Origin of the sequence: Hymenobacter yonginensis (assembly GCF_027625995.1) — a bacterium.
Taxonomy (GTDB): domain Bacteria; phylum Bacteroidota; class Bacteroidia; order Cytophagales; family Hymenobacteraceae; genus Hymenobacter; species Hymenobacter yonginensis.
Map to the genome: position 1 here is coordinate 1,229,613 of NZ_CP115396.1, position 26,451 is coordinate 1,256,063.

A 26,451-nucleotide genomic window follows, 5' to 3' on the forward strand; every position below is an offset into this window, starting at 1 on the left:
ATAGTTGCGCTTCCCGTCCCGGCCGTTCAAGCCAAATCAGTCTATCCCACCATCAAAGAAAGCTGGGGTTTTCTGGGGTGGTATTTGTTGTTTTCATTAGTGGTGGGAGTGCCGGTTCTGCTGATAGTGGAGAAGCTGCTTTCCTTGCCCACGGCCGTAGCGCTATTGCTGTTTGCGGTAGCTGGCAACGGTACGCTGCTGTGGTTTCTGCGGCGGCGGTACTCCGGCCGCTGGCCCGGTATCAACATGCACGGGCGGGTGCCCGGCTGGCTGATTGTGGCGCTGCCCGTGCTGGTGCTGGCGGCTGATATGGTGCTTTCGCTGATAGACCTGCTGCACCTGCCGGCCTTCGTGTCAGAATCCACCTACCAGAAATTGCTGCAACTGCCCGTTGCCGCGTTTTTGATTTTGTGCGTGGCGGCTCCGGTGCTGGAGGAGCTGTTGCTGCGGGGCGTGGTGCTGCAGGGGCTGCTGCGCAACTTTCCCGACCGGCCGTGGGTGGCCATCGGGCAGTCGGCTCTGGTTTTTGGGGTGATGCACTTCAATCCGCCGCAAAGCCTGGCCACATTTCTGCTGGGGGTGCTGATGGGCTGGCTGTATTACCGCACCCGCTCGCTGTGGCTGTGCATAGGCGTACATTTTCTCAACAACCTGTTCGCTTCCACGTCCATGCTGGCTAACAAAGGAGTTTCCAGGCATGAAGAGGTTACGGCTGCGTTTGGGGCGCCCTGGATATACACCGCGGTGGTGGCCCTGAGCGTTCTGGTACTGGCTGGGCTGTTGTGGCGCGTGCACCAGACCACTACGCCACCAGCCGAACCCGTTTCGAAGGAAGCGCAACCAATGGTAGAGGCACGCAGCCCAGCTGAGTAGCCTGGCAGCCAGCAGGTAATTTGGGGGAACTCCTACACCGGTCTGTGCCGGCAGGAGACATTTTCAGGTAATGAGCCGCAACTCAGGCTACTTAAGCCGCCCCTCGTTTCAGCAGCTTCTGCATCGTTTCGCGTACCTGGGGCTCGGCGTTAGTGAGCAGCAACAGGCCGCCGTACACGGCCGTCAGCAGGGTGGAGCGCAGCAGCATCGTGACGAACAGGGAGTGCACGAATGGCACCAGCCACGCCGTCAGCCCCGCCACGGCCGCCAGCAGCAGAATCAGCGGTACGCGTTTATCAAACGGCTGCAGCCCGAAGCTGTGCCACACAAACCAGGTGCGCGCAATATTGATGAGCACCATGGCTACGGAAGCTGCCACGGCAGCGCCCGTTAGGCCGAGGCGCGGAATCAGCAGCAGATTCATGAGCACCGTGGCGCCGGCCAGCGAGGCATTGAACACCAAGTCGTAGCGGTAGCGTGGCGACGTGACGACGATGAGGCCGTTGACGCCGGTGATGCCATCAAACAGCCGGCCAGCCAGTAGAATGAGTACCGAGGTGGCGCCGGCGGCGTAGGCCGGCTTCATCTGGGCAAAGATGAAGTCGAGGTTGAGGCCGATGCCCAGCGCCAGATAGCAGCCCAGCAGCGTATTGAGGCGGGTGGTGCGCTGGTAGAAATCGGCCATGCGGGCGTGGTCGTTGTCTTTCCAGTAGTCGGCCAGCAGCGGGAAGGCAATTTTGTACAGCGCCCGAAACGGCAGCACCAGCGCCGTGCTGATGAAAAACGCCACGCTGTAGATACCGGCCCCATCAAAACTGACCTTGGAGCCGACCATCAGCGAGTCGATGGTGGTGATGATGACGCCCGACACGTTGCCGAGCAGCGCGAAGGCCCCAAAGCTGAGCATTTCGCCGAGTGGCCGCACCCGTAGCGCCGCCCGCGTGGGCCGCAGGTGCAGCTCGCCGATGTAGGCCGTGTAGAGCGTGAGCAGCAGCGCAATGCTACTGCTGGCCCCGATGTACCATAGCACGTAGCCGTGGAAGTTGAGGTAGCCGCCGCCAAACAGCAGCGCCCCGGCCGTAATCAGCAGCCGCAGGATGATTTCCTGCGCAAACGACGAGAAGGCCGTGTGGTAGAGCGACTTCAGGTAAGTATCCTGCAGGTTGAGCAGCAGCGTGAACAAGGCCAGCACCAGCCCCCAGATGTAATACTCGCGCAGCAAATCGGCGTCCTTGGCGTACCAGCTCAGCACCAGCGGCTTGCCCGCCAGGTACACCGCCGCCACCAGCCCGAAACCCAGCAGCGGCACGCCTAGCAGAAACGGCAGAAACCCCCGGTGCCCGGTTTCGGGCTGCCGGAAATACGGGAAAAACCGGACGCCCATGTTGCCGAACCCAAACGCCGATACCTGCGCAAACATGGTGGCCAGTGCCACCAGTACGCTGGTCAGGCCAATCTGGCGCGGCTCCAGCACTTTGGGCAGCACCAGCACCGTATTCACAAAGCCCAGCGCCAGGCCCGCGTAAGAAATAACCGTGTTGCGCAGCCCCTGCCGCCGAACGATACCCAAGATGGTGGATTAGTGGATTGGTGAATTAGTGGATTGAGTGGGGAAGAGTGGGCTAGAATGCAGCGTCAAAACGCTCAATCCACCACCCCAGCATCCCACCAATCCACCACATCCGTGCCGTTGACGAAGGCCGTGTTGCGGCTGCGAAGGTAGTGCATCAGCTCGGCGAACTGGCGCGGGCCGGTGGCGGTATTGGCGGGGTCGAAGTGGTCGTTGTGCCAGAGCAGCGTGCAGACGCCGCCGAACCGCCCGATTTCCCGGAACATGGGCGTCAGGGCCGGCAGGATTTCGTCGGGGGCCAGCTGCAGATAGTTGGGGTGGTGCAGCGTAGCATCCATGACGTTGAGCGGGATTTCCAGGAAGTCGAACCGCTTGCCGGTTTGGAAGTCGAATGGCTGGAACGGCAGGCAGTAGGAGTTGCGGAAGCCGTAGTGCTCGGCAAAGCCCAGCGTGGAATCGTACTCAAAAGCCAGATCATCCACCAAAGCCGGCGTAATGCGTGGCTCCCATTGCAGATAGTGGAAGCGCACCCCTGGGACATTGTCGGGAGTGCAGAAGCCAATGGATGCTTCCTGCATCAGCTGGCTGGCATTACTGGAAGTGCCGATGCTGGCGTGTAAGCGAATTTCAGCTCCAGCAGCTTCCAGTGCCCGGATACGGGGCAGCACAGTTATAAGTTTATAATCCGCATTGGGTGTACTGTCGGCTGCTTTCCGGTGCTCAGGCAGAAAGAAAAACGTGCTCTTCGCCCCGAATTCCGCCACTGTGCGCTGCACCAGCTCCAGGTTGTTCCAGGCGTCGGGCTGCGTGAAATGCCGCCACAGCTGCCGCCCGAAATTCAGCAGCCGGCCACTGCGAAGAGCGACTTTAGCCGGCGCCTTCCAAGCGCCGTGCAGGCTGTCGATATCGTGCGTGACGAAGGTGGCAAAGGGCGCGCCACCCGCCCAGCGGCGCGGCGCCAGCGGCTGGTCCGTGGCGTGCTCCACGGCCGTTTTCAGCACCTCAAAGTAATAATTGACGACGGGCACGGCCACGAAGCCGTAGCGGTGCTGCACGCTGGCCGCAAACGGAAAGCGTCCGTGCCGGTCCCGCTCGTCGGAGAAGAACTCCTGCCAGCCGCTGAGCAGGTAAAACGCCACCGACACGATATCAGCATTGATGCGCGCCCGGCCGGCCGGCAACAGCTCCAGTAGCGGCGCTTTGGGGTTCGGGTCAAAGAAAAACGGCAGTTGCTGCCCGTGCCAGTCGCGCCAGTTAGGCGGGGCGGGGTAGGGGCAGGTTTCGGTAAAGAAAGTGCCGGCCGCCTCCGCAATTTCCACCTGCGGCTGCGTGGCGGCATAGCCGATGGCCATCTTTGGTACGCCGTCGTAGGCCTGCCGGAAATGGTGCAGCACGTATGCCAGCCGGCTTTCGGGCGTGGTGGCAACGGTGGGAGGTAGCAGCGGCAACGTGTGTAGCATACGCTTTAGCTTGTGCCGGATTTCTGGTGAAAAATAGAGCGGCGTACTGATTTTGGGGCGTGTTCCGCGCACAAGCTAAAGCTTATGCTACATCTTCCAGCCACTCGTCGAGCAGGCGGGCGGCGCGCTGCTGGCTACGGCCTTCGTCGGGCGTACCCAGCGTGGCGTTGTAATAAGTGGCCCGCTGGTATAAATCCAGCGGTTTGTGCTGCTGGTAGCCACGTAACAGCGCCGCCAGCTCTGGCAGGGTGGCGGCGCGTGGTACCAGGCCGTGGGCCACGTAGCCGTAGTAGTCGTCGGCCACGGCGTGGGTGCCGAAGCGGAAGTACAGGCTGGCCAGGTTCAGCAGCGTAGCTTCGAGGTGGGTACTGGTATCGGCCGCAATCAGCGCATCCTGCTGCTGCAGAAACTCGAACACGTTCTGCTGCCGCGCATCCGAAAACTGCAGCTGCGGGTTTTGCTGGCGCAGAAACGAGAAGTCGCGCGAGTCGCCGGGGTGGGGGCGGAACGTGAAGATGAGGTCCGGAAACTCGCGCAGCAAGTAGGCAATGGTTTCGGTGATGGCCTCGGTGGTATCCAGCGTGTTGCAGGCCACGCCCACGCGCCGCACGGCCGGGTGCTGGTTTTTCTGACCAAGAAACGCGTCGGCTTTGGGCATGCCTACCAGCGCCACCTGGCCGCGTACAGTGCCGCACTGCCGGTACTTGTCCAGCGCATCCTGGCCTTCCAGCAAGCTAAGGTCGAAGCCCAGGGGCGGGAAGTTGGTGCTGACGCTGGCGTGCTGCACATAGGCCGTGGGCACGCCCTCGGCGTGGCAGGCCAGCAGCAGGGCGCGGGCGTCGTCGTTGTGGTCGTTGGCAAACACCACGGACCGTGGCCGGTAGTGGCGCAGGGCCCTCCGGTACACCTCGTAGTAGCCGATGGCGTTGAAAATCAAATCAAAAAACCGCCAGGCCTGCAGGCCTTCCGTGCGGCGCATCGCCCGGTACACACCCGGCAGCTGCCCATAATACAGCAGTTTGCGCCGCAACGACAGCCGGTTCACCTGCCCATTGTAGCGCCCGATTTCCTTGCTCTGCCCGGCCACCAGCACGGCATCAGATCGGGCTTCGCGCAAAAAGTGTAGGGCGTCGTAGTTGTTCTGGCTCACCACGTACAGCCACACTTTGCCGTGTAGCTGCTCTGGATTGTGGATGGGCCGAAACACATTGCCCACCAGCCGTACGGCCGCGTAGCCCGCCACCTTCAGCAGCCGCTTCCAGGGGCTAACTGGGGAAATGGGTTCCAGCATACGGGCCGGCAGCGCTGCAAACAGCGGCGTAAACCGCAGCTGCAACATGTCGCGTAGGCGGGCAGCGGAGGTAGGCGGGACAGCAGAATCAGGCATGGCTAAGGCTACAGCGCGTCCCAGGTAAGGGCGGTGCCGGCCGCTAGTGCGTGAGAGGCCTGTCGACCAAGTACCTGCTCCCAATGACGAGGTTCCAGGCCGTCGCCGGGACGAATAATGCGCAGGTTGTCAGGCGTAAATTCTTCGCCAGCTGCAATAGGCTTTGAAACGTAAATGCTACGCTTATAAATGCGGCTTTTCTCCTCGGTTGCCTGGACGCACAGTTGTACGTGGCCCAGCGCCTGCCAGGCTCGCTCAGTTTCCGTCACAATGCTGGCCATTTCGGCTGGTTCCATAGAAAAGGCCGAGTCTACGCCCCCTTCAGCCCTGCTCAGCGTAAAATGCTTCTCGATAACACATGCCCCCAACGCCACTGCTGCCACCGATGCCCCGATACCCATGGTGTGGTCGGAGAGGCCAACTGGGCAGTTGAAGATGTCTATCAGGGTAGGAATAGTGCGCAGGTTGGTGTTCTCGGGCGAAGCTGGGTAAGTACTTGTGCACTTAAGTAGTACCAACTCCCGGCAGCCCGCCGACCGGAGTACGCGCACAGCCTCGTCTATTTCAGCCAACGTAGCTACCCCGGTGCTCATGATTACAGGCTTACCAGTGGCAGCTACCTTGCGTAGCAGCGGGTGATGCGTATTTTCGAAGGAGGCAATTTTGTAGGCAGGCGCGTCCAGCGTTTCCAGAAAGTCTACCGCTGTTTCGTCGAAAGGGGAACTGAACACGAGCAGGCCCTTCTGCCGGGCATATGCGAAAATCTCGGCGTGCCATTCCCACGGAGTGTAAGCCTCCTGATAGAGCTTGTAAAGGCTGCGCCCCTCCCACAGCGACTGGCCTTCTTCCCGAATCACAAAACCAGTATCCATGGTAATGGTATCGGCAGTGTATGTCTGAAGCTTAATGGCATCTACTCCAGCAGCGGCAGCGGCATCCACGATGCGCAGGGCACGCTCCAGCGACTGGTTGTGGTTGCCGGACATCTCGGCAATGATAAACGGTTTGTGTGCGACGCCAATAGGACGGCCGGCGATGGTAATTTCAGTCATGGAAGCAGCAAGGAAAAAGTCCTGCAAAGGTCGCAAATCTAGTGCAAGCAGCCGCAAAGCACGCCGGGCCATAGCAAGAGCGCGCAATCAGCTTTGAAACAGAGTAGTCAAAAAGTCCTCTGTCAGTTCATCCAGCGAGTCTATTTCGTGTTCGGCGGCGTGGGAGGCCGCGTGAGGCAGGTGCGCATAGTTGCCGCGCCTGATCCGAACAGTACGGAAGCCAAGCGGCCGGATTCCTACAAAGTCCTTGCTAGGGTTGTCGCCTACATATAACACTTGGGCAGGCGGCACCTGCTCGCGTCGGCAAATCTGCTCGAAGCAATAAGGAGAGGGCTTGGCCCGGTGCGCGCCATAGCGGTTGGTGATGTAGGCATGGCGCATCCGCTCAAACAGACCCAATGCTGCTACTTTGCGGGCCTGTACTCCTTTGTGGCCATCTGTAACAAGATAAAGTGGCCAATCGGCGAACCGTGTCAGGCAGCGCTCGGCATCTGGATGAAGGTGTAGTGTGGGTGTATGCTGGCGGTAAGTACGTAAGCACGCATGCACCATGCCCGCCGACAGGCAGCCGTGCGTCCGCAACACTTCGTTGAATACCTTTCCCCGGCCCTGCGTGGCTTCCGTCATCAGCATCTCGCGCACTAGCGTATTTGCATCGGTACCGGTGCGCTCAGCCAGCATGGCAGCCACGGCCTGAAACCCGCTGTGCACATAGGTAAGCTCTGGGTAAAGCGTATCGTCGAGGTCGAAGACAAGTACTGGCACAGGATTAAGTAGTTGAAAGTGGAGCTGGGCGCAATAGGTCAGCGGGGTAGCGCACTTGGCGTAGGCCGCCTACATGGGGCTTAAATGGGAATGCACTGAGGCTGTGACCGGCTGACTCCAGAAAAAACCAAAAAAATGAGTCAAGCCCCTGCGCCACTGCCACCGACGAGGCCCCGCCGAAGCGGCAGTTGCACTCAATAATATGCGGCTGCCGTCGGTCATCCAGAATAGCCTGCATAACCACATGGCCCCGTATGCCGAGCGCCTCAATAGCGGCCTGTAGCTGCGCCGCCAGCACCGCATCCTCAAATGTCGTCGTAACCTGAGACTCGCCCTGCAATACGACGTCACGGGTGCGCAGTACCAAACCATGTACACGGCCTTGCCGGGTCACGTAAGCATCAACACTAATTTCGGTACCAGCTACATAGGGCTGAAAAATGGGCTCCTGCAACGTGCCAGCGTGCGCCGCAGCCTCGGGGGGAGAAAGGCGCAGCCCTAGTGACCGGGAGCCCGCACCACGTCGTTCTTTCACCACCAGCAACTTGGCTCCTATATCCTCAAGGCGCGTAGCTGCCGGAATAACGGGCAGGCCGTGCTGCCGACCAACTTCTGCGAACCGCAGCTTATCGAGACAGGTTTCCACGCCTTGCATCGGGGCAACCAACACGGAAATGCCGTGCTCCGCTAATTGCTCGTGGTGACGGCTCCAAAAAAGCAATTCCCCATCACGGGTGGGAATTAGGTGAGTGACCTGCCGCTCCTGACACCATGCCAGGATTGCGGGTAGGTTTTCCTCACTAATGATAGGCATGTGCCAGAAATCATCCGTGAAATATCGGCCAATACAAGCTGGATCAGAGTCGGCCCCAAGCAACTGGCCCCCATTATGAAATCGGCGGAGCGCATTTCGCACGGCCTGAATAAGCGGTACTTTGCGGGCGATGCTGGTAATGAGCACCACCGGTGCCGGGGTGCCGGCTGGCTGCGTCGGCCGAAAGCAGGAGTGGATAAGCGTATCTACGCGCCGTCCTGCCACCGATACGTGCTCGTGCAATCGGGCTTCCAGCACGAAGCCTTCGGCCTCCAATACCTGGGTTAGGTAAGGCCGGATGTCGTAGGCTTCCGTGTTGAGCTTGCACAGGCTGGTAGCCTCAAAAGCGGCCTCACGCAACAGGCGCAAATACACCGTAAAATCCTGTTGGAACTGCGCTACGTGCTGGTTGCGGGAAGTTTCGAGCAGAAAGGAAATTTCGGCCCGCCCAGCTTGCCAATCTATATGTACCAAGCCCCCGTAGCCAATCAGTCGGCCTCCTTGTAGAAAGGAGAACAGGAGTTGGCTGGGTTCCGGCTGCGCAAACAACGGCCGCACTACCTGTGTGAAATACTGTGCCTGAGCTTGCGCCGTAAGAGGCTCCCGCTGGCGCAGAATGTCAATCTGGTCGTTGCGCCATTGTCGAATGGCTTCCTGATCGGTATCACGAATTGGGAGTAGGGTGTAACCCTGGTGCTCAAATTGCTGCCGGCTTAGGGCCTGGTAGGCTGTCGGCCACTGTGAAGACGTGCCGTTCATCAGAGCACGATGTAAGAAATGAGTGGGTTGAGCGGACTGCGGCGGATGGCGTAGTTACGCAGACCCAGCACCTCATCAAATGCGAGAGTCTCACCCGGAAACTCAGGGGAGTTCAGTTCATCGAAGGCCAGAATGGCGCCTTTGGGCATTCGGGGTAGAATAGCTTCTAGACACGCCTTGGTAGGCGCATTGATATAGAAGTCAAAGTACGCGAATGCTACTACCGTTTCTGGGTGAGCCTGCAGGTAAGCGGGCACAGTTAGGGTAGCATCGCCAGCTACTAGCTCAAACTTGCGCTTGTGCGGGAGCGGGCTTTCTGCTTCGTGTAGGGCCAGTAGCTCGTTCAGATACTGCTGGTAGTTAGCCGGTACGCTGTAGTGACCGGGGTGGGCCTGCCCTCCATCTTGGGTGCTCACTGCCGGAAACCCGTTGAATGTATCGAACCCGATGATGCGGCGGTTATAATTGTAGGGCTCGTACATACCGCGCAGAGCGTGCAGCACTGCCAGGTTCTGGCCCCAGCGGACGCCAAACTCCATCACCACGCCATGTACCGGCACAATCTGCTGGTACAACTCATGCAGGAATAGTAGCCGCGAGAAGGTCTGGCGCGACAGATACAGGCCCAGATTATGTGGCAGTTCAGCATCCGGCAAGGGCGTATTGCGAAGGTGCTGTGCCAACTGCTGCACGCGGTTTTGCTGCTCAGGAGCAGCATTGGAGAGTATACGAGGTGAAGAACCGGCAGACATGAGGAGGGTCAAAGGACGCGTGCTAACCAGCTTTTTGCTCGATGTGGGCATTGAGCGCCATCAACTCTGGTTGGGCCAGTAGCAACCTAATAAGGTCGGCGCAGGGCAGGTCGGCTGCCTGGTGCTGCTCAATGAGGGCTTGAATAACGGCGTAGTCTTCTGGCGTGTCGAGCGTAATTCGGAACTGGCTGAAGTCGCCCTCGGCGTATATTTCGTCGCGGAAGATTACTCTGGGAAGCGCCGCCGGGTTGGTTTTGAGGTACGGGGTGACATGTTCCCGCTCGTAGGGCGAAGTTGCTTGCTCGTACGCCTCCTGTAGCATCTGAAACGAGAAGATTTCGAAGTCAAGGCCACGGGGGAAGCTACGCACTATGGAGTTGGACCGGTAAACTAACGGGTTTTGCTCGGCCATAAACCGTTCGGCCGCTGCTCCCACCAGTTCGCCATCTATCAGCGGGCAGTCGCTGGTGACGCGCACGACTGCATCAAGGCCAACCTGTAGGGCGGCCTCGTAGTAGCGACTCAGCACGTCGGTTTCGCTGCCACGGTAGCAGGGCAGGTTGTGCTCATGCGCATACGCTGCTAGCACGTCGTCAACAGGTTCCGTGGTAGTGGCCAGAATGATGGGCAACCGACTTTGCCGGAGGCGCCGGACATGGTGGGTGAGCAGTGGTATGCCGGCAGCCGGCAGCAGCACTTTGCCAGGCAGGCGGGTACTGCCCATCCGTACCTGCGAGATGATACCTATGTTTTTCAAGAAAGCAGCGATGAAAAGGTAGCTGAAACCAGTCTGTACGGCAACAGGTAAGAAATTGTAGAACCTATTAATCACCGAGTACTACCGCGCCACAAACTCCTGGATGCAGTCGATGACGTACTGCTGCTCGTCGTCGGTGAGGCTCGGGAACAGCGGGATGCTGAGGCAGTGGGCGTAGTAGGCTTCGGCCAGCGGGAAGTTGCCGGGCTGCCAGCCCAAGCCTTGGTAATAGGGCATGGTGTGCACCGGAATGTAGTGCACCTGCGCAAAGATCTCCCGGGTCCGCAACGCGTCGTAGAGCCCTTTGCGGTCGGGCACCTGAATCACGTAGAGGTGGTACGCGTGGCCGGAGGCGCTGGCCAGCGGCCGCACGGCGGGCATTTCCGCAAAAGCGGCATCGTAGCGGGCGGCCAGCTGTCGTCGGCGGGCCAGGCCCTCGTCTGCGCGGGTCAGCTGGCTTATTCCCAGCGCGCAAAGCATGTCGGGCATGCGGTAGTTGTAGCCCAGCTCCTGCATTTCCATGTACCAGCCGCCGTCGTTGCGCTGCATCTGGGCGGGGTCTTTGGTGATGCCGTGGGTGCGCAGCTTCAGCAACTCCCAGTACAGGTCTTCGCGGTTGGTGGTGATCATACCGCCCTCGCCGGTAGCAATGTGCTTGACGGGGTGGAAGCTGAAGATGGCCAGATCGGCAAACTGCCCGTTGCCGCAACGCTGCTCCCGGCCCTGCGAGTCCAGGAAAAAGCCGCCCGGCGCGTGGCAGGAGTCCTCAATCAGCCACAAACCGAACTCGTTGCAGAGCTGGCGGGCGGCTTCCAGGTTCACGGGCAGGCCGGCGAAGTCCACCGGAATCAGGCCGTGGAAGTGGCCCCGGGGGTGGCTTTCCAGCAGTCGGCGTACCTGCTGCAGATCTATCAGGGCCGAGGCCGGGTCAATGTCGGCGAAATGCACCTCGCCGCCGCAGTAGCGCACGCAGTTGGCCGACGCTGCGAAGGTGATGGGCGTGGTAATGACCCGTTGGCCGGGCTGCACGCCCAGCGCCAGCGCGCACAGGTGCAGCGCCGCCGTGCCGTTGCTCACGGCCACCGCGTACCGGGCCCCCACGTAGGCGGCAAACTTCTCCTCGAACTCCGCCACTTTCGGGCCCTGCGTGAGGTAGTCGGAGTGCAAGGTTTCCACCACGGCCCGCACATCGTCGTCGGTGATGTGCTGGCGGCCGTAGGCGATGGGGCGGGTAGGCATTGGGGGAACATCGGGCATAAAGGCAAAAGTACGTACTGTGCGTGGTGCTTTGCATAGTGTGATTCACTAGTTTAGCAACACACTTTAGTAGAGTCCGCTATATGTTGATTATGTGCTTGCTACGTCGTGGTAGTGTATTCATCTTATTCATGCTTCTGGTGGCCCACCCAAGAGCATGGGCGCAGCGCGAGGCCTACAACTGGCGGTTTGGGAGCGGAGCCGGGCTGCGCTTTGGCCCGGTTGGTAGTCCTCGCCCCGTCACCTTGCCAACGCTTACTCCCGCATCCGTTTTTTATGCCAACGAAGGCTGTGCTGTGCTTTCCGACGAAGAAGGCAATCTGCAATGCTACTCCGATGGGGAGCGGGTATATAACCGGCAGGAGCAATTGATGGGGGTTGTACTGCCACGCGGAAGTCGGGCCTCAAGCATGCAGGCGGCACTGCTCCTGCGGGCACCTGGCGATGCCAATCGTTGCTACCTGTTTACCATAGATCAGGCTGAAAACAGCTTGCAGGGTGGACTGCGCTACTCTGTTATTGATCTGCGGCTAAATAATGGGCTGGGTGGGCTAACCTCCACGTTAGATCAGGCGGTACCAACTCCGGCCACCACACAGCTGCTTGCTGAAAAGCTGACAGCAGTGCGCCATGCCAACGGGCGTGATTACTGGGTGCTGGTACACGGCTGGAACGATGATGCTTTCTATGCGTATTTGCTAAGCCCGGCGGGCCTGGCCAGTGCCCCAGTGATGAGCCGTGCCGGCCGGCCACATATAGACCCGAATGGTGCTACCAATTTCCAATCAGCCCTTGGCTATCTGCGGGTCTCCCCCAACGGGCTTCGCATTGCGGCCGCAATCAGTGGCCTGGGAGTCGACTGTGGTGCTTTCAACCCGGCCACCGGCCGCGTCAGCAATGTGGCCGCTCTACCTGTGATTCCCTTTTTAGGATATTCCGGTCTGGAGTTCTCTCCGGATAATTCCAAGCTTTACGTTACGGACGAATTTGGTAGCCTTCGCCAGATAGATTTGGCCACACAAATAGTTACGGAGTTTGCTACTACCAATCCTAAAGCGCTGGCGCTAGGCCCTGACCAGAAAATATATCTGGGCGTTCCACGTGATGCTTTGGGCATTATTCACGAACCCAACCTGCCCGGGCTGGCCTGTCGGTTTCAAAAGCAAGGCTTGGACGTGGCACCGGGCTTTACGCGCCTTGGCCTGCCAAATTTCCCGAACGCCTTCGCGGCATCATTGCGTATCGTGGCGCGTCGGCAGGTTTGTGTCGGTGCCCGGGTTGAGTTCCAGGCGCGGCTGAGTTCAGGCGAGGCGGTGGCGTCTGCCATCTGGACTTTCGGAAACCCGGCTGCTGGGCCTGCCAACAGTGCTGTCGGTCTTGAGGTGCAGCACACCTACCCGCAGCCTGGCACCTACCAGGTGGAGCTGTCAGCCCGCACCGCAGCAGGCATTGAGTACATGGCCACGGAAACCATTGAGGTGCAGGTGCCCCCGTCCGTGCGTATCTCCCCGCCCGACCCCATTCTCTGCACCGACCCACTCAGTGCGCGCCCGTTGGTACTATCGGTGCCGGAAGTGCCGGGGGCTACCTACCGGTGGCAGAACGGCTCTACGGCCTCTTCAATAACCGTCAATGCCGCCGGACGCTACCGCGTACAGGTAACGACTTCGGGGGGGTGTATAAGTCAGGACTCGATACTGGTGCAGGAACGGGCCTGCCAGGTAAAGATTCCTAACATTATCACTCCTAACCAGGATGGGCGGAACGAAACCTTCGTGCTCAAGGGCTTAGTGGCGTCGGAATGGCGCTGCTGCATCTTCAACCGCTGGGGACGGCTTATCTATAAGTCAGAAGCCTACCGAGACGATTGGAGTGCAGCCGGGCAGGCAGACGGCATCTACTATTACTATCTGACCAGCACACGCACCGGCCAGGTAGTAAAGGGCACTGTAGAGGTTATGCGCTGAGACAGACGCGCCGGCTACACCGCAAAATCAGCATCCACGTGCAGGCGAATTTCCTCGCGGATCTGCTCGGCGTCCAGCCAGTCGTCGTTGTTGGCCGAGTCGTAGTGGAAGCCTTCGGGCACGCGCTTGCCGTTGAAGTGCTGGATGAACTGCTCCACGTCCCACTGCGGCGTGAAGGGCAGGATGACGTAATACTTGGGCAGCTCTACTGTGCTCAGGGCATCGGTTTCGGTAATCATTTCCTCGTGCAGCTTCTCGCCGGGCCGGATGCCTACGATTTCCTGCCGGCAGTTTGGGCCGATGGCCTTGGCTACTTCCGTGATGACGTAGCTCGGGATTTTGGGCACGAAGATTTCGCCGCCCCAGCTGTTTTCCAGCGCGTACAGCACTAGGTCCACGCCCTGCTCCAGCGAGATGTGGAAGCGGGTCATGTCGGGGTGGGTGATGGGCAGCACGCCGGTGTCGCGGCGCTGCATGAAGAACGGCACCACTGAGCCGCGCGAGCCGATGACGTTGCCGTAGCGCACCACCGAGAAGCGCAGGTCGCGGGCGCCTTTCATGTTGTTGGCCGCCACAAACAGCTTGTCGGAGCAGAGCTTGGTGGCGCCGTAGAGGTTGATGGGAGCCGCGGCCTTATCGGTGCTCAGGGCCACTACTTCCTTCACACCGCAGTCGAGGGCCGCGTTAATCACGTTTTCGGCCCCGAAGATGTTGGTTTTGATGCACTCCATCGGGTTGTACTCGGCGGCGGGCACCTGCTTGAGGGCGGCGGCGTGCACAATGATGTCGATACCCTCGCAGGCCCGCTTCAGCCGTTCGCCGTCGCGCACATCCCCAATAAAGTAGCGGATGGCGGGGTACTTGGCCTGCGGAAACGTCTGCGACATCTCAAACTGCTTCAGCTCGTCGCGCGAGTACACCACCAGGCGCTTCACCTGCGGAAACTGCTCGAATACAGTTTGCACAAACTGCTTGCCGAAGGAGCCGGTGCCGCCGGTTACCAGGATGGATTTATGGTTGAGGTCGAGGGCCATTCAGGTGATTGGGGGAAGAGGTAAGTGGTGACACGTCACACGTGACAGGTTACCAAGCGGTGGGGAGAAGGGCAAAGGTAGGGGTCTGCGCGCAGCCCGGAAAGGCTCCGGCCAACTACAGCCAGCTTGTTCAGGTATTCCAATAGAACTTACTTGTTGCCTGTCACCTGTTACGGGCCACCTCATCACCACCTCGCACCAGTGCCACTAGCTGCCCGGTGAGGGCGCGGCGCGAGTAGCGGGCGTGGCCGAGCGAGGGTAAATCCAGGTTGGGGTTGATCTGCCACTGCGCCACCAGCTCCTCTAGGTGTGCCAGCATAGCCTCGTAGGCGCCATACGCAAAGGCCTGCCCGGCGCCGCACTCCCGCAGCAGCAGGTCGGCGTCGGAGCCGGCCGGGCCGATGCAGATGACGGGCTTGTTGGCCGCCAGATACTCGAACACCTTGCCCGGCAGAATGCCTAGGTTGTGCGGCACGTCCGGAATGGCCATCAGCAGCACCGTGGCCCGGCGCAGGTAGCCCACCGACTCGTCGTGCGGCACAAACGGTATCAGCTCCGTGACAGGCAGCAGCCCATTGTCGGCCAGCTGGCGCTGCACGCCGTCCGATACCTTGCCCACGAAGCGCAAGCGCAGCGGCACCGCCGGGTGGCGGCGCGCGCACTCGGCCACGGCGCTCAGCCACAGCTCGATGTGGTAGGTTTCGGAGATGGTGCCGGTGTGGGTGATAAGTAGCTGGTCGGGTGGCGGCTCCGACGGGAGCTGAAAGTCGCTTTCGTCGTAGCCGTTGGGCAACACGTGAAACTTGCCGGGCGCCAAGCCCGCCGCCTTGCCCAGGAACAGCTGGCGTGTGTCGGTGCTGGTGGTCAGCACGATGTCGGCCTGCTCCAGCACTTGGCGCTCATAGCGTGCATCGAGCCAGCGGGCCAGGGGCGTCTGGTTGAGTTCCTGGTGGTAGTAGATGTCGGTCCAGGGGTCGCGCAAATCGGCCAGCCAGCGCAAGCCGTAGCGCTGCTTCAGGGCCAGCCCGATAAGCTGGGTGGAGTGGGGTGGCGAGCTGGTGAGTACGGCGTCGAACTGCTCGCCTTGCGCTATCAGCTCGGCCACGGCCTGCAGGGCGTGGCGGTTCCAGCCGCGGCGGGCGTCCGGAATAAACAGGTTGCCGCGCACAAACTTGAAAAACCGCTGGGCCACACTAGTTTTGCTTTCGCCCACGAAGCCGCCGTACGGAATCTGCTGGCGCCCGGTGAGCTTCTTGTAGGAACCAAACGGCTCGGAAGTGCCCGTGCGAATCACGTGCACGCCGGCCGGTACCTCTGCCGCCAGCGAGTGGTCGAGCACCGGATACGCGCCTTTTTCGGGGTCGACGGTGATGACCGTGGGCTCGACGCCCAGCGCCGGCAGGTGCTTCACGAACTTGAGGCTGCGCTGCACGCCCGCCCCGCCCGACGGCGGCCAGTAGTAGGTGATGACAAGCAAACGAAGCGGGCGGGCAGCAGACACAGGCAAAAGGCTAAGCAAAGCGCGAAGGTACACAGATGCGGCCTTTCGGGGTTTTCTGGTTACTTTTGAAGGCTGAAGCCTGTATCGGCTTCGCACACTTCTCTACGGCTGCCGATTACGCCGGCCTGCACCTCCAGGATGGAACGCGCAGGGCGCTAGGCTCCCCGGTTGGAAGTGCTGAATGGCATCATGTTCCCTGAAGCAGTGAAACCCGTTCAGCAGTAGCGAAATCAAGTAAATCAGCGCAAAATCTGCGATTAAATGTTCGATAACCTCAGTACCAAGCTCGATAAAGCCTTTAAAACCCTCAAGGGCCAGGGCAGCATCACCGAAATTAACGTCGCCGCGACCGTTAAGGAAATCCGCCGCGCCCTCGTCGATGCCGACGTAAACTACAAGGTAGCCAAGGAAGTAACCGACAAGATCAAGGACGAGGCCATGGGCCGCGACGTGCTCATCAGCGTGTCGCCGGGCCAGCTCATGACCAAGATCGTCTACGATGAGCTCACCCAGCTCATGGGCGGCGAAAAGCAGGACATCGTCATCAAGGGCGAGCCGGCCGTGGTGCTGCTGTCGGGTCTGCAGGGCTCGGGCAAAACCACGTTTGCTGGTAAGCTGGCCGCTTACCTCAAAAAGCAGAACCGCACAGTGCTGCTCGTGGCTTGCGACGTGTACCGCCCCGCCGCTATCGACCAGCTGAAAGTGTTGGGCACGCAGGTCGACGTGGAGGTGTACTCAGAGCCCGAGAACAAGAACCCGGTGGAGATTTCGCGCAACGCCATTGAGTACGCGCGCAAAAACAACAAGAAGGTCGTCATCATCGACACCGCCGGCCGCCTGGCCGTGGATGAGCAGATGATGAGCGAGATTGAGGCCGTGAAGCGCGCCATCAACCCGTCGGAAACGCTGTTCGTGGTGGATTCCATGACCGGCCAGGACGCCGTGAATACTGCCAAAACCTTCAACGACCGGCTGAACTTCGACGGCGTGGTGCTCACCAAGCTCGACGGCGACTCGCGCGGTGGTGCGGCCCTGAGCATCCGGGCCGTGGTGGAAAAGCCCATCAAGTTCATCTCGACGGGTGAGAAGATGGAGGCCCTGGACATGTTCTATCCCGACCGGATGGCGCAGCGGATCCTGGGCATGGGCGACGTTATCAGCCTGGTAGAGCGTGCGCAGCAGCAGTTCGACGAGGACGAGGCCAAGCGCATCAACCAGAAGATCCGCAAAAACCAGTTCAACTTCGACGACTTCCTCTCCCAGCTGGAGCAAATCAAGAAGATGGGCAACCTGAAGGATCTGGTGGGCATGATTCCGGGCATGAGCAAGGCCATCAAGGACGTAGACATCGACGACGATGCCTTCAAGCCGATTGAGGCCATCATCCAGAGCATGACCCCCATGGAGCGCGCCCAGCCGGAGCTGCTGAACGGCTCGCGCCGCCGCCGCCTCGCCAAAGGCTCCGGCACCGATATCCAGCAGGTCAACAACCTGATGAAGCAGTTCGAGGACATGCGCAAAATGATGCGCACCATGAACAAGATGAGCCAGACCAAAGGCGGCATGCAGCAAATGGCCCGCATGATGGGCATGAAAGGCCCACTGCGCTAAACCGGCTTTGCCGGCTGCCGCGGCAGCTTTAGCCCCAACACAAAGCCCCTGTTGCAGCTGCAGCAGGGGCTTTGTGTTGGTAAACGCTACTGGGGAGCTTACCGGGCAATCAGCACTTTCTCGGTGGGGGCCAGGGGCTGGCCGTGGGCATCAACCAGCCGCAGCTGGTACAGGCCGGGCGGCAGGTGGCTGATGCCCAGGCGGGCTTGCGGCTGGTAGGGCACGCGTACTACCAACTGCCCGAGCTGGTTGAAAAGCAGCACCTGCTGGCCGGCTGCAGTGCCTGCGAACGTGATGGTAAGCTCCTGGCTGGCCGGCACGGGCTGCACCAGCACGCGGGGCTGCCGGGCCAGGGCGGGTACCGTTGCTACCATTGAGTACGTGGTGGTGTTGTCGAGGTCGGTTTGCACCAGGCGGTAGTAGGTCTGCTCGGTGGGGGGCGTGAGGTCGTCGAGGGTGTAGCTGGTGGGGGTAGTGCTGGTGCCGCGGCCGGGCCGGCTGCCCACTGCCTGGAAGGCGGTGGTTTCGGTGCGGCGCTCCACCGTGAAGCTGGCATTGCGCAGCTCGGAGGCCGTCTGCCAGCTGAGGCGCACGGTGCCATCGGGCTGGCGGCGGGCCCCGAAACGCACCAGCTCCACCGGCAGCGGCCGCGCCACCGACGACACAAAGAAGCGGACCGCCTGCGTGAGCGTAACCGTCAGCTGCCGGGCCGCGGCATCGTAGGAGTAGCGCTGCACACCAACCCCCGTGACCGTGCCGGGTACAAAGTCCAGCGCCAGCACCAGTTCGGTGGCGCGGTTGGCGTAGCCTTCGAACTGGGTGCCGCTGAGCTGCTGCCAGCTCAGGGTGGCGCGGCGGCTGGCCTGCAGCATGGGCTGGGTGCCATACTGCAGCACCCGCCCGTCCTGCACAAACAGCTGGGCGAAGTTGCCCAGCGAATCGGTGGAGTAGAAGTTCAGGCGGCCGTCGGCGGCCAGCGGCTTGGGCAGCGCCGAGGCCACCGTGCTCAGCACTGTATCGGCCTGGGCGAAGGCAGCATCGAGGAAGGCGCCGCGACTGCTGAGCGTGGCGGTACCAGCGGTGCTGGCGGCCAGCAGGCGCGGCTCGGCCGACGTGTACGGATACAGAGCCGCCAGAAACTGCGGGCTGGTGCCAGTGGCGTGCGCCAGCAGCGTGGTATGCTGCTCCGGCGTGTTGTAGGTGAGCTCATGGCTACCGGTGGCGGCCGCGTAGGTGGCGCCGCCCGTGGCCACCACCTGGGCCCGCAACTGCACGCCGTTTTTGTGCCAGATGCCGGCGCCCACCGTCAGGCTGTCGGTGAAGGTGCCGGTGGCGGGCGTGCCGCCGGCCAGGCCGTAGCCGTGCAGCTGCCAGGTGTAGGTGTGGGCCACCGGCGCGGCCAACGCATCAGCCAGGATAAAGTAGGTGCCGCGCACAAACAGCGCCTTCCGCGTGATGCCGGCCTGCTGGTAGCTGGTCTGCACCTCGCCGTAGCGCAGCCCGCTGGTCTGGAATGTGTTCTGAATGAAGGCCGCGGCATCGTTGGCGGCGCCCGTGGTGCCGATGGCCGGCCCGGCCCCATCCACCAATACCAGGTTGTGGTTGGTGGCGTTGCCGACTTCGGCACGGCGGCCGTAGCTGAGGTAGCCGGCATCGAGGGCCAGCAGCTGGCCATAGGCGTGCAGCAGGAAGCTACCGGCATCGGCCTGGCTGTGGCCGCCGGAATTGGTCTGGGCCGCGCCGTTTTTGCCGTACAGGTGCAGGTAGGTAGCCAGCGTGTCGGGGCCGCTCCGGAACACCATGTTGCCGCTGGCGGGCAGCACCGTCAGGCCCGAATCGGCGGGGGCGGCCAGCGGCTGCAGGTTGGCGGCCAAGTAGGCGGCGCGCATGTCTACGGTGATGTCGCGCAGCTGGCTGTTGAGTGTGTTGAGTTGCTGCGGCGCCAGGTTGCCAAGCGCTAGGGGGCGCACGTAGCGGCGCTGGCCGGTGAGGGCCAGCTCGGGCATGCCCATGTCCACGTAGGAGTCTTCCAGGGCCGGCAGCCGGCCATCGGGCAGCAGAATGGCCGTAATCCAGTCGTAGAGGCGGGCGTAGCGCGGGTCGTAGTAGGGGTTGGGGATGTCGCGGGTACGGGTGCCCACGGTGTAGGGCAGCGGGCCGGCCGGCAGAAAGTGGCCCATGGCCCGGAAGAAGGGCAGGCAGTTGAGAAAGGCGTACTTGAAGTAATACGGCCCCTCGGCGTAGCCCGCCACCGCCGTCGGGTCCGACTGCCGCTGCGCGTCCTGCCACAGCACGTTGTCGAGGTGGTACATACCCGCGTTGATCCAGTTCCGGGGTTGCTGCTGGGTGCTGAGGCTGGTGGCATCATTGAGCACCACGGCCGCCATGCCCAGCGCCGCCGCCGTCATCAGGGTGTGGTTGTTTTTGACGAAGGCGTAGAAGCTCACCCCGAAAAACGGCTGGTTGCTTTGTTGGTACAGGTTGCCGGCAAACGTCTGCAGGCGCGCTTTGGCCGTGGCCAACGAGGCTTCCGGCACGCCCGCGCCCCGCAGCAGGTCGTAGGCAACCAAGTAGTCAATCAGCTCCTTGGAGCGCCACTGCCACTCCGTGTAGTTGACAACCCCCTCCACCGCCGGGTTCAGCGTTTCCAGGGCCGACTGCGCCCCGCTCAGCAGCGCCGTTTGCTCGGTTTCGGTGAGGGGGGCCAGCGCTGCGCCATCGGGCCGGCGGTTCAGCAGCAGCACGAAGGCGGTGTTTTTGGCGAACGTGGCCCGTGCCCGGCGGCCGCCGGACGAGGTATTGTCGGTGGGTGGGGTGGCGCCGGTGCCCGCATACAGGCCGGCGTAGAGCGTGCGGGCGCTGGAGCTGCCAGCTAAGGTGGCCTGTACGGCCGGAATATCAGCGGCCTGCAGCAGGGTGCGCGGATACGAGGTGTTGGCGCCGGCCGGCAGCCAGGCCCCGGTTTGCGCGTGGCAGGTCAGGCCCAAAAACCAGCATACAGCCGCGAGCAGGAAAGCTAGTTGTTTCAAATGCTTATATGTGTTTAATTATATTTATAATGCAAAGTTAGAGGTCGGAAAAGTTGAACAGGAGGAAAATGAATTTTATATTTTCTGGACTTGATGTGTTAATTATGGACTATTAAATGGGTTTTGTGGCTGATGAAATATGAAAAAAAGCACCGGGTCTGCTGAGTGACAGCAGGCCCGGTGCAATGTGTTGGCGGAAATGTATAATAACAGAGCCTAGTAGTCTGTGCGGCTTTCGTGCTGCTCCCAGGCCCGGAAGCCGGCGGCGGCTTCGTCGCGGAGCAGCTCGGTCATCGGAATCTGCCGGTCGGGGAGGGGCTTCTCGATTTCGTCGTAGATGAACTGGTCGTCGAAGCCGATGGCGGCGGCATCGGCCTTGGTGTTGCCGTAGAACACCCGGCGCGGGCGCGCCCAGTAGATGGCGCCCAGGCACATGGGGCAGGGCTCGCAACTGGTGTACAGGTCGCAGCCGTCGAGCTGAAAGGTGCCCAGCGTGGCGCAGGCTTTGCGGATGGCGTCTACCTCGGCGTGGCAGGTGGGGTCGTGGGTGCTGGTGACCTGGTTGAAGCCGCGGGCAATGATCTGGCCGTCTTTCACGATGACGCAGCCAAACGGCCCGCCGTGGCCGGCCTGCATCTTTTCAACGGACAGGCGAATGGCTTCGCGCATGAACTCGGGGTTGGGAGCTTCCATAAGAGCGTAGAGTAGAGAGCAAAAAATCAGGTATCTGCTGCCGTTGGCCTGGCCAACAGCGGGCAAGCCCGCAAGGACGCAATTTTATACATAACCTGCAGGCAACGAAACGGTAGTTAGGTACGAGTTGGTAGGTTAACCATCTGGCATTCTGTTCATTCTTATTTCCTGGTCCCATGAAACAACTTCTTACCCGTTTGTTGCTGCTGTGCACCTTACTCGGGAGCAGTTCTGCCTTTGCCGACCACCTGCGGGCCCATCTGCTGCTGGGATCTTCGCTCAGTGGGGCGCAAGAAGTGCCTGCCGTGACTACCAACGCGCGCGGGGCCGTCAGCTTCACGCTCAATCCTACCCGCGACACGCTGTTTATATCCGGCTCGTTCAGTGGGCTGAGCGGACCCATCACGGCCGCCCACACCCACAACGGGTTCCGGGGCGTGTCGGGTCCGGTAGTCACCGACCTGTTCCGGTTTATCCGTGGCAACCGCATCCAGGGCTTCCTTACGGGGGCCGACATCGACCGGGGCAAGCTGGACCGCTACCTGCGGGGCGGCTACTACCTCAACGTGCATACCGCGGCCAACTCGGGTGGCGAAATCAGGGGTCAGATTGAAATTGAGAAAGACGAAGAGTTTGTGGCGTCGCTGTCGGGGGCGCAGGAAGTGCCGCCCGTAACCACCAATGGCGTAGGTATCGGCACATTCAATCTGGCGCAGAGCCAGGATAAGCTGAAGTTTCGGGTGGTGGTAGGCGGGCTGAGCGGCCCGATTACGGCCTGCCATTTCCACCAGGGTGCTACGGGCGTGGCCGGGCCGGTGGTACTGGATCTGCAGCCGTTTGTGAACGGCAACGTAATCGAAGGGGAAGTAGCGCCGACACCGGCCATCGTGACGGCCATGCTGGCCGGGCAGATCTACATCAACGTACACACGGCGGCCAACTCCGGCGGCGAAATCCGGGGCCAGCTGGTACGGGAGGCGCGCTACCTCAGCCACGATGCCCGCTTCGACGGCGCCCAGATGGTGCCTGCCGTGACTACTACGGCCCGGGCCGTGTCGTTTCTGCGCCTCAACTCCACGTTTGATACCCTGCGCATCTTTGTGGCACATACCGGCCTGAGTGGGGCGCCCACCAGCCTGGCGGTATTTCAGGCCGATGCCGGCCAGGCCAACACGGCTGCTCCGCTGACTACCGTAACGATTCCGGCGGGTACTGCCAATGCCTTTGCCGTAACGCTGACCGGCCTGAATACCGCGGCGGTCAACCTGTTTCTGACGGGAGGCGCCAACTTGGTATTCAACACGGCTGCCAACCCGAACGGCGAAATCCGGGGGCAGGTGTACCGCCTGGCGCGGGAGGGCTACACATTCTCGCTCAATGGAGCGCAGGAGCGGCCTAACCCGGTGGCCAGTGGCGGCTACGGCTCTGGCTTCGTGAGCATGGACCGCGACCAGAGCAACGTGCATTTCAGCCTGGCCTGGGGCGGGCTGAGCGGTCCGGCCACGTCGGGGCACTTCCATACGGGGCTGCGCACCCAGGCCGGCCCCGTGGTATTCGATCTGCTTAACTTCTTCAATACCACCACGCCGCCCAGTGCCGCCGAAGGCTTCTGGCAGCCTGCCGGCAACGCGGCCCCCAACGCCGCCCGGCCCTTCACGGCCCGCCGCGCCCTGCAGTTCCGCCGCGACAGTATGTATGTGAACCTGCACACGGCGGCCAACCCCGGCGGCGAAATCCGGGGCCAGGTGTTCCGAGGCGCTAAAGACCTGGCCATTGTGCTGGCTACGCAGCCCGCCACGCTGGTAGCTGAGAGCTTCGCCGCGTACCCCAACCCCGTTCGCGACGCCCTGACGGTTGCTTTCGAAGCGCGCCGTGCCAATACCGGCACCCTGCAGGTGCAGGATTTACTGGGCCGTACTGTGGCCACGCAGACCATAGCCGTTCGGGCAGGCGCCAACCGCCAGACGCTACAGTTGCCCGGGGTAGCGCCCGGGGTGTACCTGCTCACGGTAGAGTCGGAGGGGAGCCGAGTGGTAAGCCGGTTCGTGAAAGAGTAACCCGGAATTTTTTGGCTCGATAATTGATAACGGTAAAAGCATCTAAATAATATTTAGGTGTTTTGGTTGTGGGAAAGAGGACGGCTGTTGGTCGTCCTTTTTTTTGTGGGCTATCCTGCTCTTTACGAGGTGGCTATAACGCAAAAGCGCCCGGCAGCCATGTGGCTGCCGGGCGCTGCCCAAGCAAAGAAGGCAACAGGCCTAATGCACTACCCGCAGCTCGTAAGTGCCTGCCGGCTGGCCCGGAACGTCGAAAGCACCGACGCGGCTGGGGCCGTAGCCCAGGTTGACTTTCACCCATTCGTTGCGCACGGGAAGCAGCGCCAGAATCTCGTGGCGTAGTTGCTCCAGGTCTTGCTGTAAGTTCTGAAGCTGGTCGCGCACTTCCTCGGCGTGCTGCGGAAAGCTGCCAGTAGCGGAGCGTTGCTCAAATTCGTCGGCCGCTACGGCCTGCTGCTGTTGCTGCTGCGGCAGGCTGGCGCTGTCAGTGTTGGCTGCCCGCAGCGCCTTTTCGGCCGCCAGGTAAGCGTTCAGCTTGTCTTCCAGCGGCAGCAGGTTGGGGTCGAGATAGTCGAGGTTGGTGGACATGGAGGAGAGGATCAGGGTTGAGTTTTTGCAAACGTAGCCCGCCCGGGAAAGATACAGAGGCCCGCCGCCTAAGGCTGCAGGCTGTCGTAGTAAGTCAGCAGCCGCACCACATCGGCCTCCTTATTCAGATTGAGCTGCTGCTGTGAAATGTAGGCGCTGACCTGTTTCTGATGTTGTGGATCTAGGGCGTCCAGTACGCTCCGGTTGCTCAGCCGCACCGGCACCAGCGTTTGGTCGGGCCGCTTGATGTAATAAGCGGTTTTGCTGATCCACGCCGATTTCTTAACGGTAGTCATGGCACCGCTGGAGGTCTGGGTTTGGATTTGCCGCGTGAGGTGGCGCAGCAGCGCTGTGCGGCCCGCATCGTAGCGCACGTCGAGAAAGGTGGCGCGCAGCACCGGCAGCTCGGTCCTGGCCTCGGGGTAGAGCCGGAACACGTGTGTCAGGTGGGTGGCAGAATCGCGGAGCGTAAACTCGCGTACCATCGTCGTAAACAGCTCCACCGAGTCGCCCTGGGGACGGCGCCACAGCAGGCGGGCAGTGGAAAGGTCGTACTTCAGCCACTGCTGGCGCTGTACATTGCCGGTGCGCATGGCTACTGTACCCAGCGCCCAGCCCGGCAGCAGAAAGGGGCTGCCGGTAACGGGCGCACCGTCGCGCTTACGGCCCAGCTCCCGGTTGATGTAGTCGTAGTCGTTGGGCTTGCCGCCAGTATCGGCGCGTTGGGCCTGGGCCGTGCCGGCAAGCTGTACCAGCAATGCTGGCAGTAAAAAGTAGCGGTAACGCATAACAGAAAGAGTGGGGGATAAGAAATTGATAGCGAACCAGCCGGGTGCGGCCCCGGAAATATGCGAAACTTTATTGAACAGCCCACCCTGTTGTGGCCCCGCCCGATGCCGTACCTTGCAGCGCCGGAGCCTGGCCGGCTCCTTTTCTACTCCTTGTGCCTATGCCCCCCGTTGCCACTTCCGTTTCTGCCGATCCATTGGGCTACGCCCTGCTCGACTATCTGCATGGCCGCCTGGATGCCACGCTTACTGTGTTCAGCGACGTAGCCGAGGAGGAGCCCCTGCCGGCGTCTTACTTTTTCCGGAGCCTCTGGGAGATGCCGGAGCTGGAGCGGCAGGCCCTGGAGCAGTGCCAGGGGCGCGTGCTCGATCTGGGCGCCGGCGCCGGCTGCCACGCGCTGGAGCTGCAGAGCCGGGGCTTCGAGGTGAAGGCCATTGATGCCTCGGCCGGGGCGGTGCAGGTGATGCAGGCCCGCGGCGTGCGCCAGGTAGCGCACCACGACCTGCGCGACGCTGCCCTCACCCACGAAAAATACGATACCATTCTCATGCTCATGAACGGCCTGGGTCTGGTGGGCACGCTCGATGGGCTGGCCGCCTTTCTGCGCCATGCACGCCAGCTGCTGGCGCCCGGCGGCCAGATTCTGGCCACGTCTTCCGACATCAGCTACCTCTACGAGGACGAGGACGGCGCCTTAGTATTCGACCTCAACGGCCCTTACCACGGCGAAGTAACCTACACCATGCAATACGGTGCCGAGCAGGGCGCCGCCTTCCACTGGCTGTTTGCCGGTGCCAGCATTCTGCAGGACTACGCGCAGGAAGCCGGCTACGAGGTCGACTTCTTAGGCGAAGACGAGCAGCAGCAGTATCTGGTGCGCCTCACCGCGGCCAACGGCTAGCCGGCTGGCGCTCAGGCCTGCCACCGGGCCGCCTCAACCTTTCGTTGCTTCATCAAGTACGCTGCTACCATGAGCTATAGCAAAATCTACACCGTGCGTTGGGCCGATATGGACCCCAACGTGCACATGCGCCACTCCGCCTACACCGACTACGCCGCCCAGGTGCGCCTGGAGTTTCTGGCCGACCAGGGCTTCACGATGCAGCACTTCGCCGAGCTGAAAATCGGCCCCATCCTGTTTCGCGAAGACACCCGGTTTCTCAAGGAAATTCACATGAGCGAAACTATCCGCGTATCGGCCGAGCTCGGCGGCCTCAGCGCCGACGGCTCCCGCTGGCGCATCATCCACACCCTCTACAAAGCCGACGGACGCGAAGCCGCCACCGTTACGGTGGACGGCGCCTGGATGGATCTGCGCCTGCGCAAGCTCACGCTGCCTCCGCCCGAGCTGGTCGCCGCCTTCGCCGGCATCACCCGCCACGCCACCTACGCCGATATCGTGCGCGAAAAGAAAACGGAAGAGTAAAGTCGGACGCTGCGTGCAGCTACGCGTGTGGCCGGGAAGGCTTAGAGCGTATTTTAGAATTATGCGAGGCGATTTATGTACACCGTGATGTTGGCCAACAAGAGCCAGCAGCCATGACTGGCGGGGGGTATTCATAGTCCACGGCTAGTCGCCGGAAGCAGGCCAGCCAGGCAAATGTGCGCTCCACCACCCAGCGCTGGGCCACGGGCACAAATCCGCGCTGGGTGGGTGGAAGACTGGCCACCAGGTGCGACAGGCCGAGGTCACGCAGGTGGTCGGTAAAGCAGCCCCAATAGGCCGCATCGGTCAG

21 protein-coding genes and 1 pseudogene are annotated in these 26,451 nt (G+C 61.5%); 6 read left to right on the plus strand and 16 right to left on the minus strand.

Going from position 1 to position 26,451, the window contains the following annotated elements; genetic code table 11:
* The first annotated feature begins 84 nt into the window (after positions 1 to 84).
* Positions 85 to 873 carry a CPBP family intramembrane glutamic endopeptidase gene (locus tag O9Z63_RS05305; protein ID WP_270128289.1) on the plus strand — a complete coding sequence of 263 codons (789 nt, stop codon included), beginning with the start codon at positions 85 to 87 and terminating at the stop codon, positions 871 to 873.
* Between the two features lie 91 nt (positions 874 to 964).
* Here O9Z63_RS05305 and O9Z63_RS05310 read toward each other — a convergent pair whose 3' ends face one another.
* The 9 genes from O9Z63_RS05310 to pseC all read right to left on the minus strand — a co-directional run bounded on the left by O9Z63_RS05310 (position 965) and on the right by pseC (position 11,446).
* Positions 965 to 2,443, minus strand: a complete 1,479-nt coding sequence (locus tag O9Z63_RS05310) for a lipopolysaccharide biosynthesis protein (protein ID WP_270128290.1) — start codon at positions 2,441 to 2,443, stop codon at positions 965 to 967.
* 74 nt (positions 2,444 to 2,517) lie between these two features.
* Positions 2,518 to 3,903, minus strand: coding sequence for a DUF7033 domain-containing protein (locus O9Z63_RS05315; protein ID WP_270128291.1), 1,386 nt, complete (start codon positions 3,901 to 3,903; stop codon positions 2,518 to 2,520).
* A gap of 82 nt (positions 3,904 to 3,985) precedes the next feature.
* The gene (locus O9Z63_RS05320; RefSeq protein ID WP_270128292.1) at positions 3,986 to 5,290 is read right to left on the minus strand and encodes a glycosyltransferase family protein; all 1,305 of its coding nucleotides are present in this window, start codon (positions 5,288 to 5,290) and stop codon (positions 3,986 to 3,988) included.
* An 8-nt stretch (positions 5,291 to 5,298) separates the two neighbouring features.
* Positions 5,299 to 6,342 (minus strand): pseudaminic acid synthase, encoded by a 1,044-nt coding sequence (pseI, locus tag O9Z63_RS05325; RefSeq protein ID WP_270128293.1) that lies wholly within the window; start codon positions 6,340 to 6,342, stop codon positions 5,299 to 5,301.
* An 87-nt stretch (positions 6,343 to 6,429) separates the two neighbouring features.
* Positions 6,430 to 7,107 (minus strand): HAD family hydrolase, encoded by a 678-nt coding sequence (locus O9Z63_RS05330; RefSeq protein WP_270128294.1) that lies wholly within the window; start codon positions 7,105 to 7,107, stop codon positions 6,430 to 6,432.
* A 4-nt stretch (positions 7,108 to 7,111) separates the two neighbouring features.
* Complete coding sequence (locus tag O9Z63_RS05335) at positions 7,112 to 8,680, minus strand: GNAT family N-acetyltransferase (protein ID WP_270128295.1); 1,569 nt, start codon at positions 8,678 to 8,680, stop codon at positions 7,112 to 7,114.
* Entirely contained in the window at positions 8,680 to 9,432 is a 753-nt protein-coding gene (locus O9Z63_RS05340) for a hypothetical protein (protein WP_270128296.1), read from the minus strand. The genes O9Z63_RS05335 and O9Z63_RS05340 overlap by 1 nt, the downstream gene beginning before the upstream one ends.
* Before the next feature lie 22 nt (positions 9,433 to 9,454).
* Entirely contained in the window at positions 9,455 to 10,189 is a 735-nt protein-coding gene (locus O9Z63_RS05345) for a glycosyltransferase family protein (protein WP_270128297.1), read from the minus strand.
* Positions 10,190 to 10,270: 81 nt separating this feature from the next.
* Positions 10,271 to 11,446 (minus strand): UDP-4-amino-4,6-dideoxy-N-acetyl-beta-L-altrosamine transaminase, encoded by a 1,176-nt coding sequence (pseC, locus tag O9Z63_RS05350; RefSeq protein WP_270128298.1) that lies wholly within the window; start codon positions 11,444 to 11,446, stop codon positions 10,271 to 10,273.
* 296 nt (positions 11,447 to 11,742) lie between these two features.
* On the opposite strand from pseC, the gene O9Z63_RS05355 reads away from it, so the two are divergent.
* A complete protein-coding gene (locus O9Z63_RS05355) occupies positions 11,743 to 13,413 on the plus strand; it encodes a T9SS type B sorting domain-containing protein (protein WP_270128299.1) in 1,671 nt (556 codons plus the stop codon).
* A 14-nt stretch (positions 13,414 to 13,427) separates the two neighbouring features.
* On the opposite strand, the gene pseB is transcribed toward O9Z63_RS05355, so the two are convergent.
* Positions 13,428 to 14,447: a UDP-N-acetylglucosamine 4,6-dehydratase (inverting) gene (gene pseB / locus O9Z63_RS05360; RefSeq protein WP_270128300.1), complete on the minus strand. Its 1,020-nt coding sequence runs from the start codon at positions 14,445 to 14,447 to the stop codon at positions 13,428 to 13,430.
* A gap of 163 nt (positions 14,448 to 14,610) precedes the next feature.
* Positions 14,611 to 15,948: a glycosyltransferase family 4 protein gene (locus tag O9Z63_RS05365; RefSeq protein WP_270128301.1), complete on the minus strand. Its 1,338-nt coding sequence runs from the start codon at positions 15,946 to 15,948 to the stop codon at positions 14,611 to 14,613.
* Positions 15,949 to 16,209: 261 nt separating this feature from the next.
* Between O9Z63_RS05365 and ffh the strand changes: the two genes are divergently transcribed.
* Positions 16,210 to 17,559, plus strand: coding sequence for a signal recognition particle protein (gene ffh, locus O9Z63_RS05370; RefSeq protein ID WP_044012762.1), 1,350 nt, complete (start codon positions 16,210 to 16,212; stop codon positions 17,557 to 17,559).
* A 98-nt stretch (positions 17,560 to 17,657) separates the two neighbouring features.
* On the opposite strand, the gene O9Z63_RS05375 is transcribed toward ffh, so the two are convergent.
* Together O9Z63_RS05375 and O9Z63_RS05380 are read right to left on the minus strand one after the other, a co-directional pair.
* Positions 17,658 to 20,588, minus strand: coding sequence for a heparinase II/III domain-containing protein (locus O9Z63_RS05375; RefSeq protein ID WP_270128302.1), 2,931 nt, complete (start codon positions 20,586 to 20,588; stop codon positions 17,658 to 17,660).
* Between the two features lie 216 nt (positions 20,589 to 20,804).
* The gene (locus O9Z63_RS05380; RefSeq protein ID WP_270128303.1) at positions 20,805 to 21,281 is read right to left on the minus strand and encodes a nucleoside deaminase; all 477 of its coding nucleotides are present in this window, start codon (positions 21,279 to 21,281) and stop codon (positions 20,805 to 20,807) included.
* Between the two features lie 176 nt (positions 21,282 to 21,457).
* Here O9Z63_RS05380 and O9Z63_RS05385 point away from each other — a divergent pair, with 176 nt between their 5' ends.
* Entirely contained in the window at positions 21,458 to 23,338 is a 1,881-nt protein-coding gene (locus O9Z63_RS05385) for a CHRD domain-containing protein (RefSeq protein ID WP_270128304.1), read from the plus strand.
* Positions 23,339 to 23,539: 201 nt separating this feature from the next.
* Here the strand turns inward: O9Z63_RS05385 and O9Z63_RS05390 are convergent, their stop codons facing one another.
* Entirely contained in the window at positions 23,540 to 23,926 is a 387-nt protein-coding gene (locus O9Z63_RS05390; protein WP_270128305.1) for a hypothetical protein, read from the minus strand.
* Positions 23,927 to 23,994: 68 nt separating this feature from the next.
* The gene (locus O9Z63_RS05395; protein ID WP_270128306.1) at positions 23,995 to 24,714 is read right to left on the minus strand and encodes a hypothetical protein; all 720 of its coding nucleotides are present in this window, start codon (positions 24,712 to 24,714) and stop codon (positions 23,995 to 23,997) included.
* A 161-nt stretch (positions 24,715 to 24,875) separates the two neighbouring features.
* Here O9Z63_RS05395 and O9Z63_RS05400 point away from each other — a divergent pair, with 161 nt between their 5' ends.
* Both O9Z63_RS05400 and O9Z63_RS05405 read left to right on the plus strand, forming a co-directional pair.
* Positions 24,876 to 25,616, plus strand: coding sequence for a class I SAM-dependent methyltransferase (locus O9Z63_RS05400; RefSeq protein WP_270128307.1), 741 nt, complete (start codon positions 24,876 to 24,878; stop codon positions 25,614 to 25,616).
* Positions 25,617 to 25,685: 69 nt separating this feature from the next.
* Entirely contained in the window at positions 25,686 to 26,141 is a 456-nt protein-coding gene (locus tag O9Z63_RS05405) for a thioesterase family protein (RefSeq protein WP_270128308.1), read from the plus strand.
* Between the two features lie 130 nt (positions 26,142 to 26,271).
* On the opposite strand, the pseudogene O9Z63_RS21175 reads toward O9Z63_RS05405, so the two are convergent.
* Positions 26,272 to 26,367: pseudogene (locus tag O9Z63_RS21175) on the minus strand (IS5 family transposase); the annotation flags it as partial.
* Between the last annotated feature and the right edge of the window lie 84 nt (positions 26,368 to 26,451).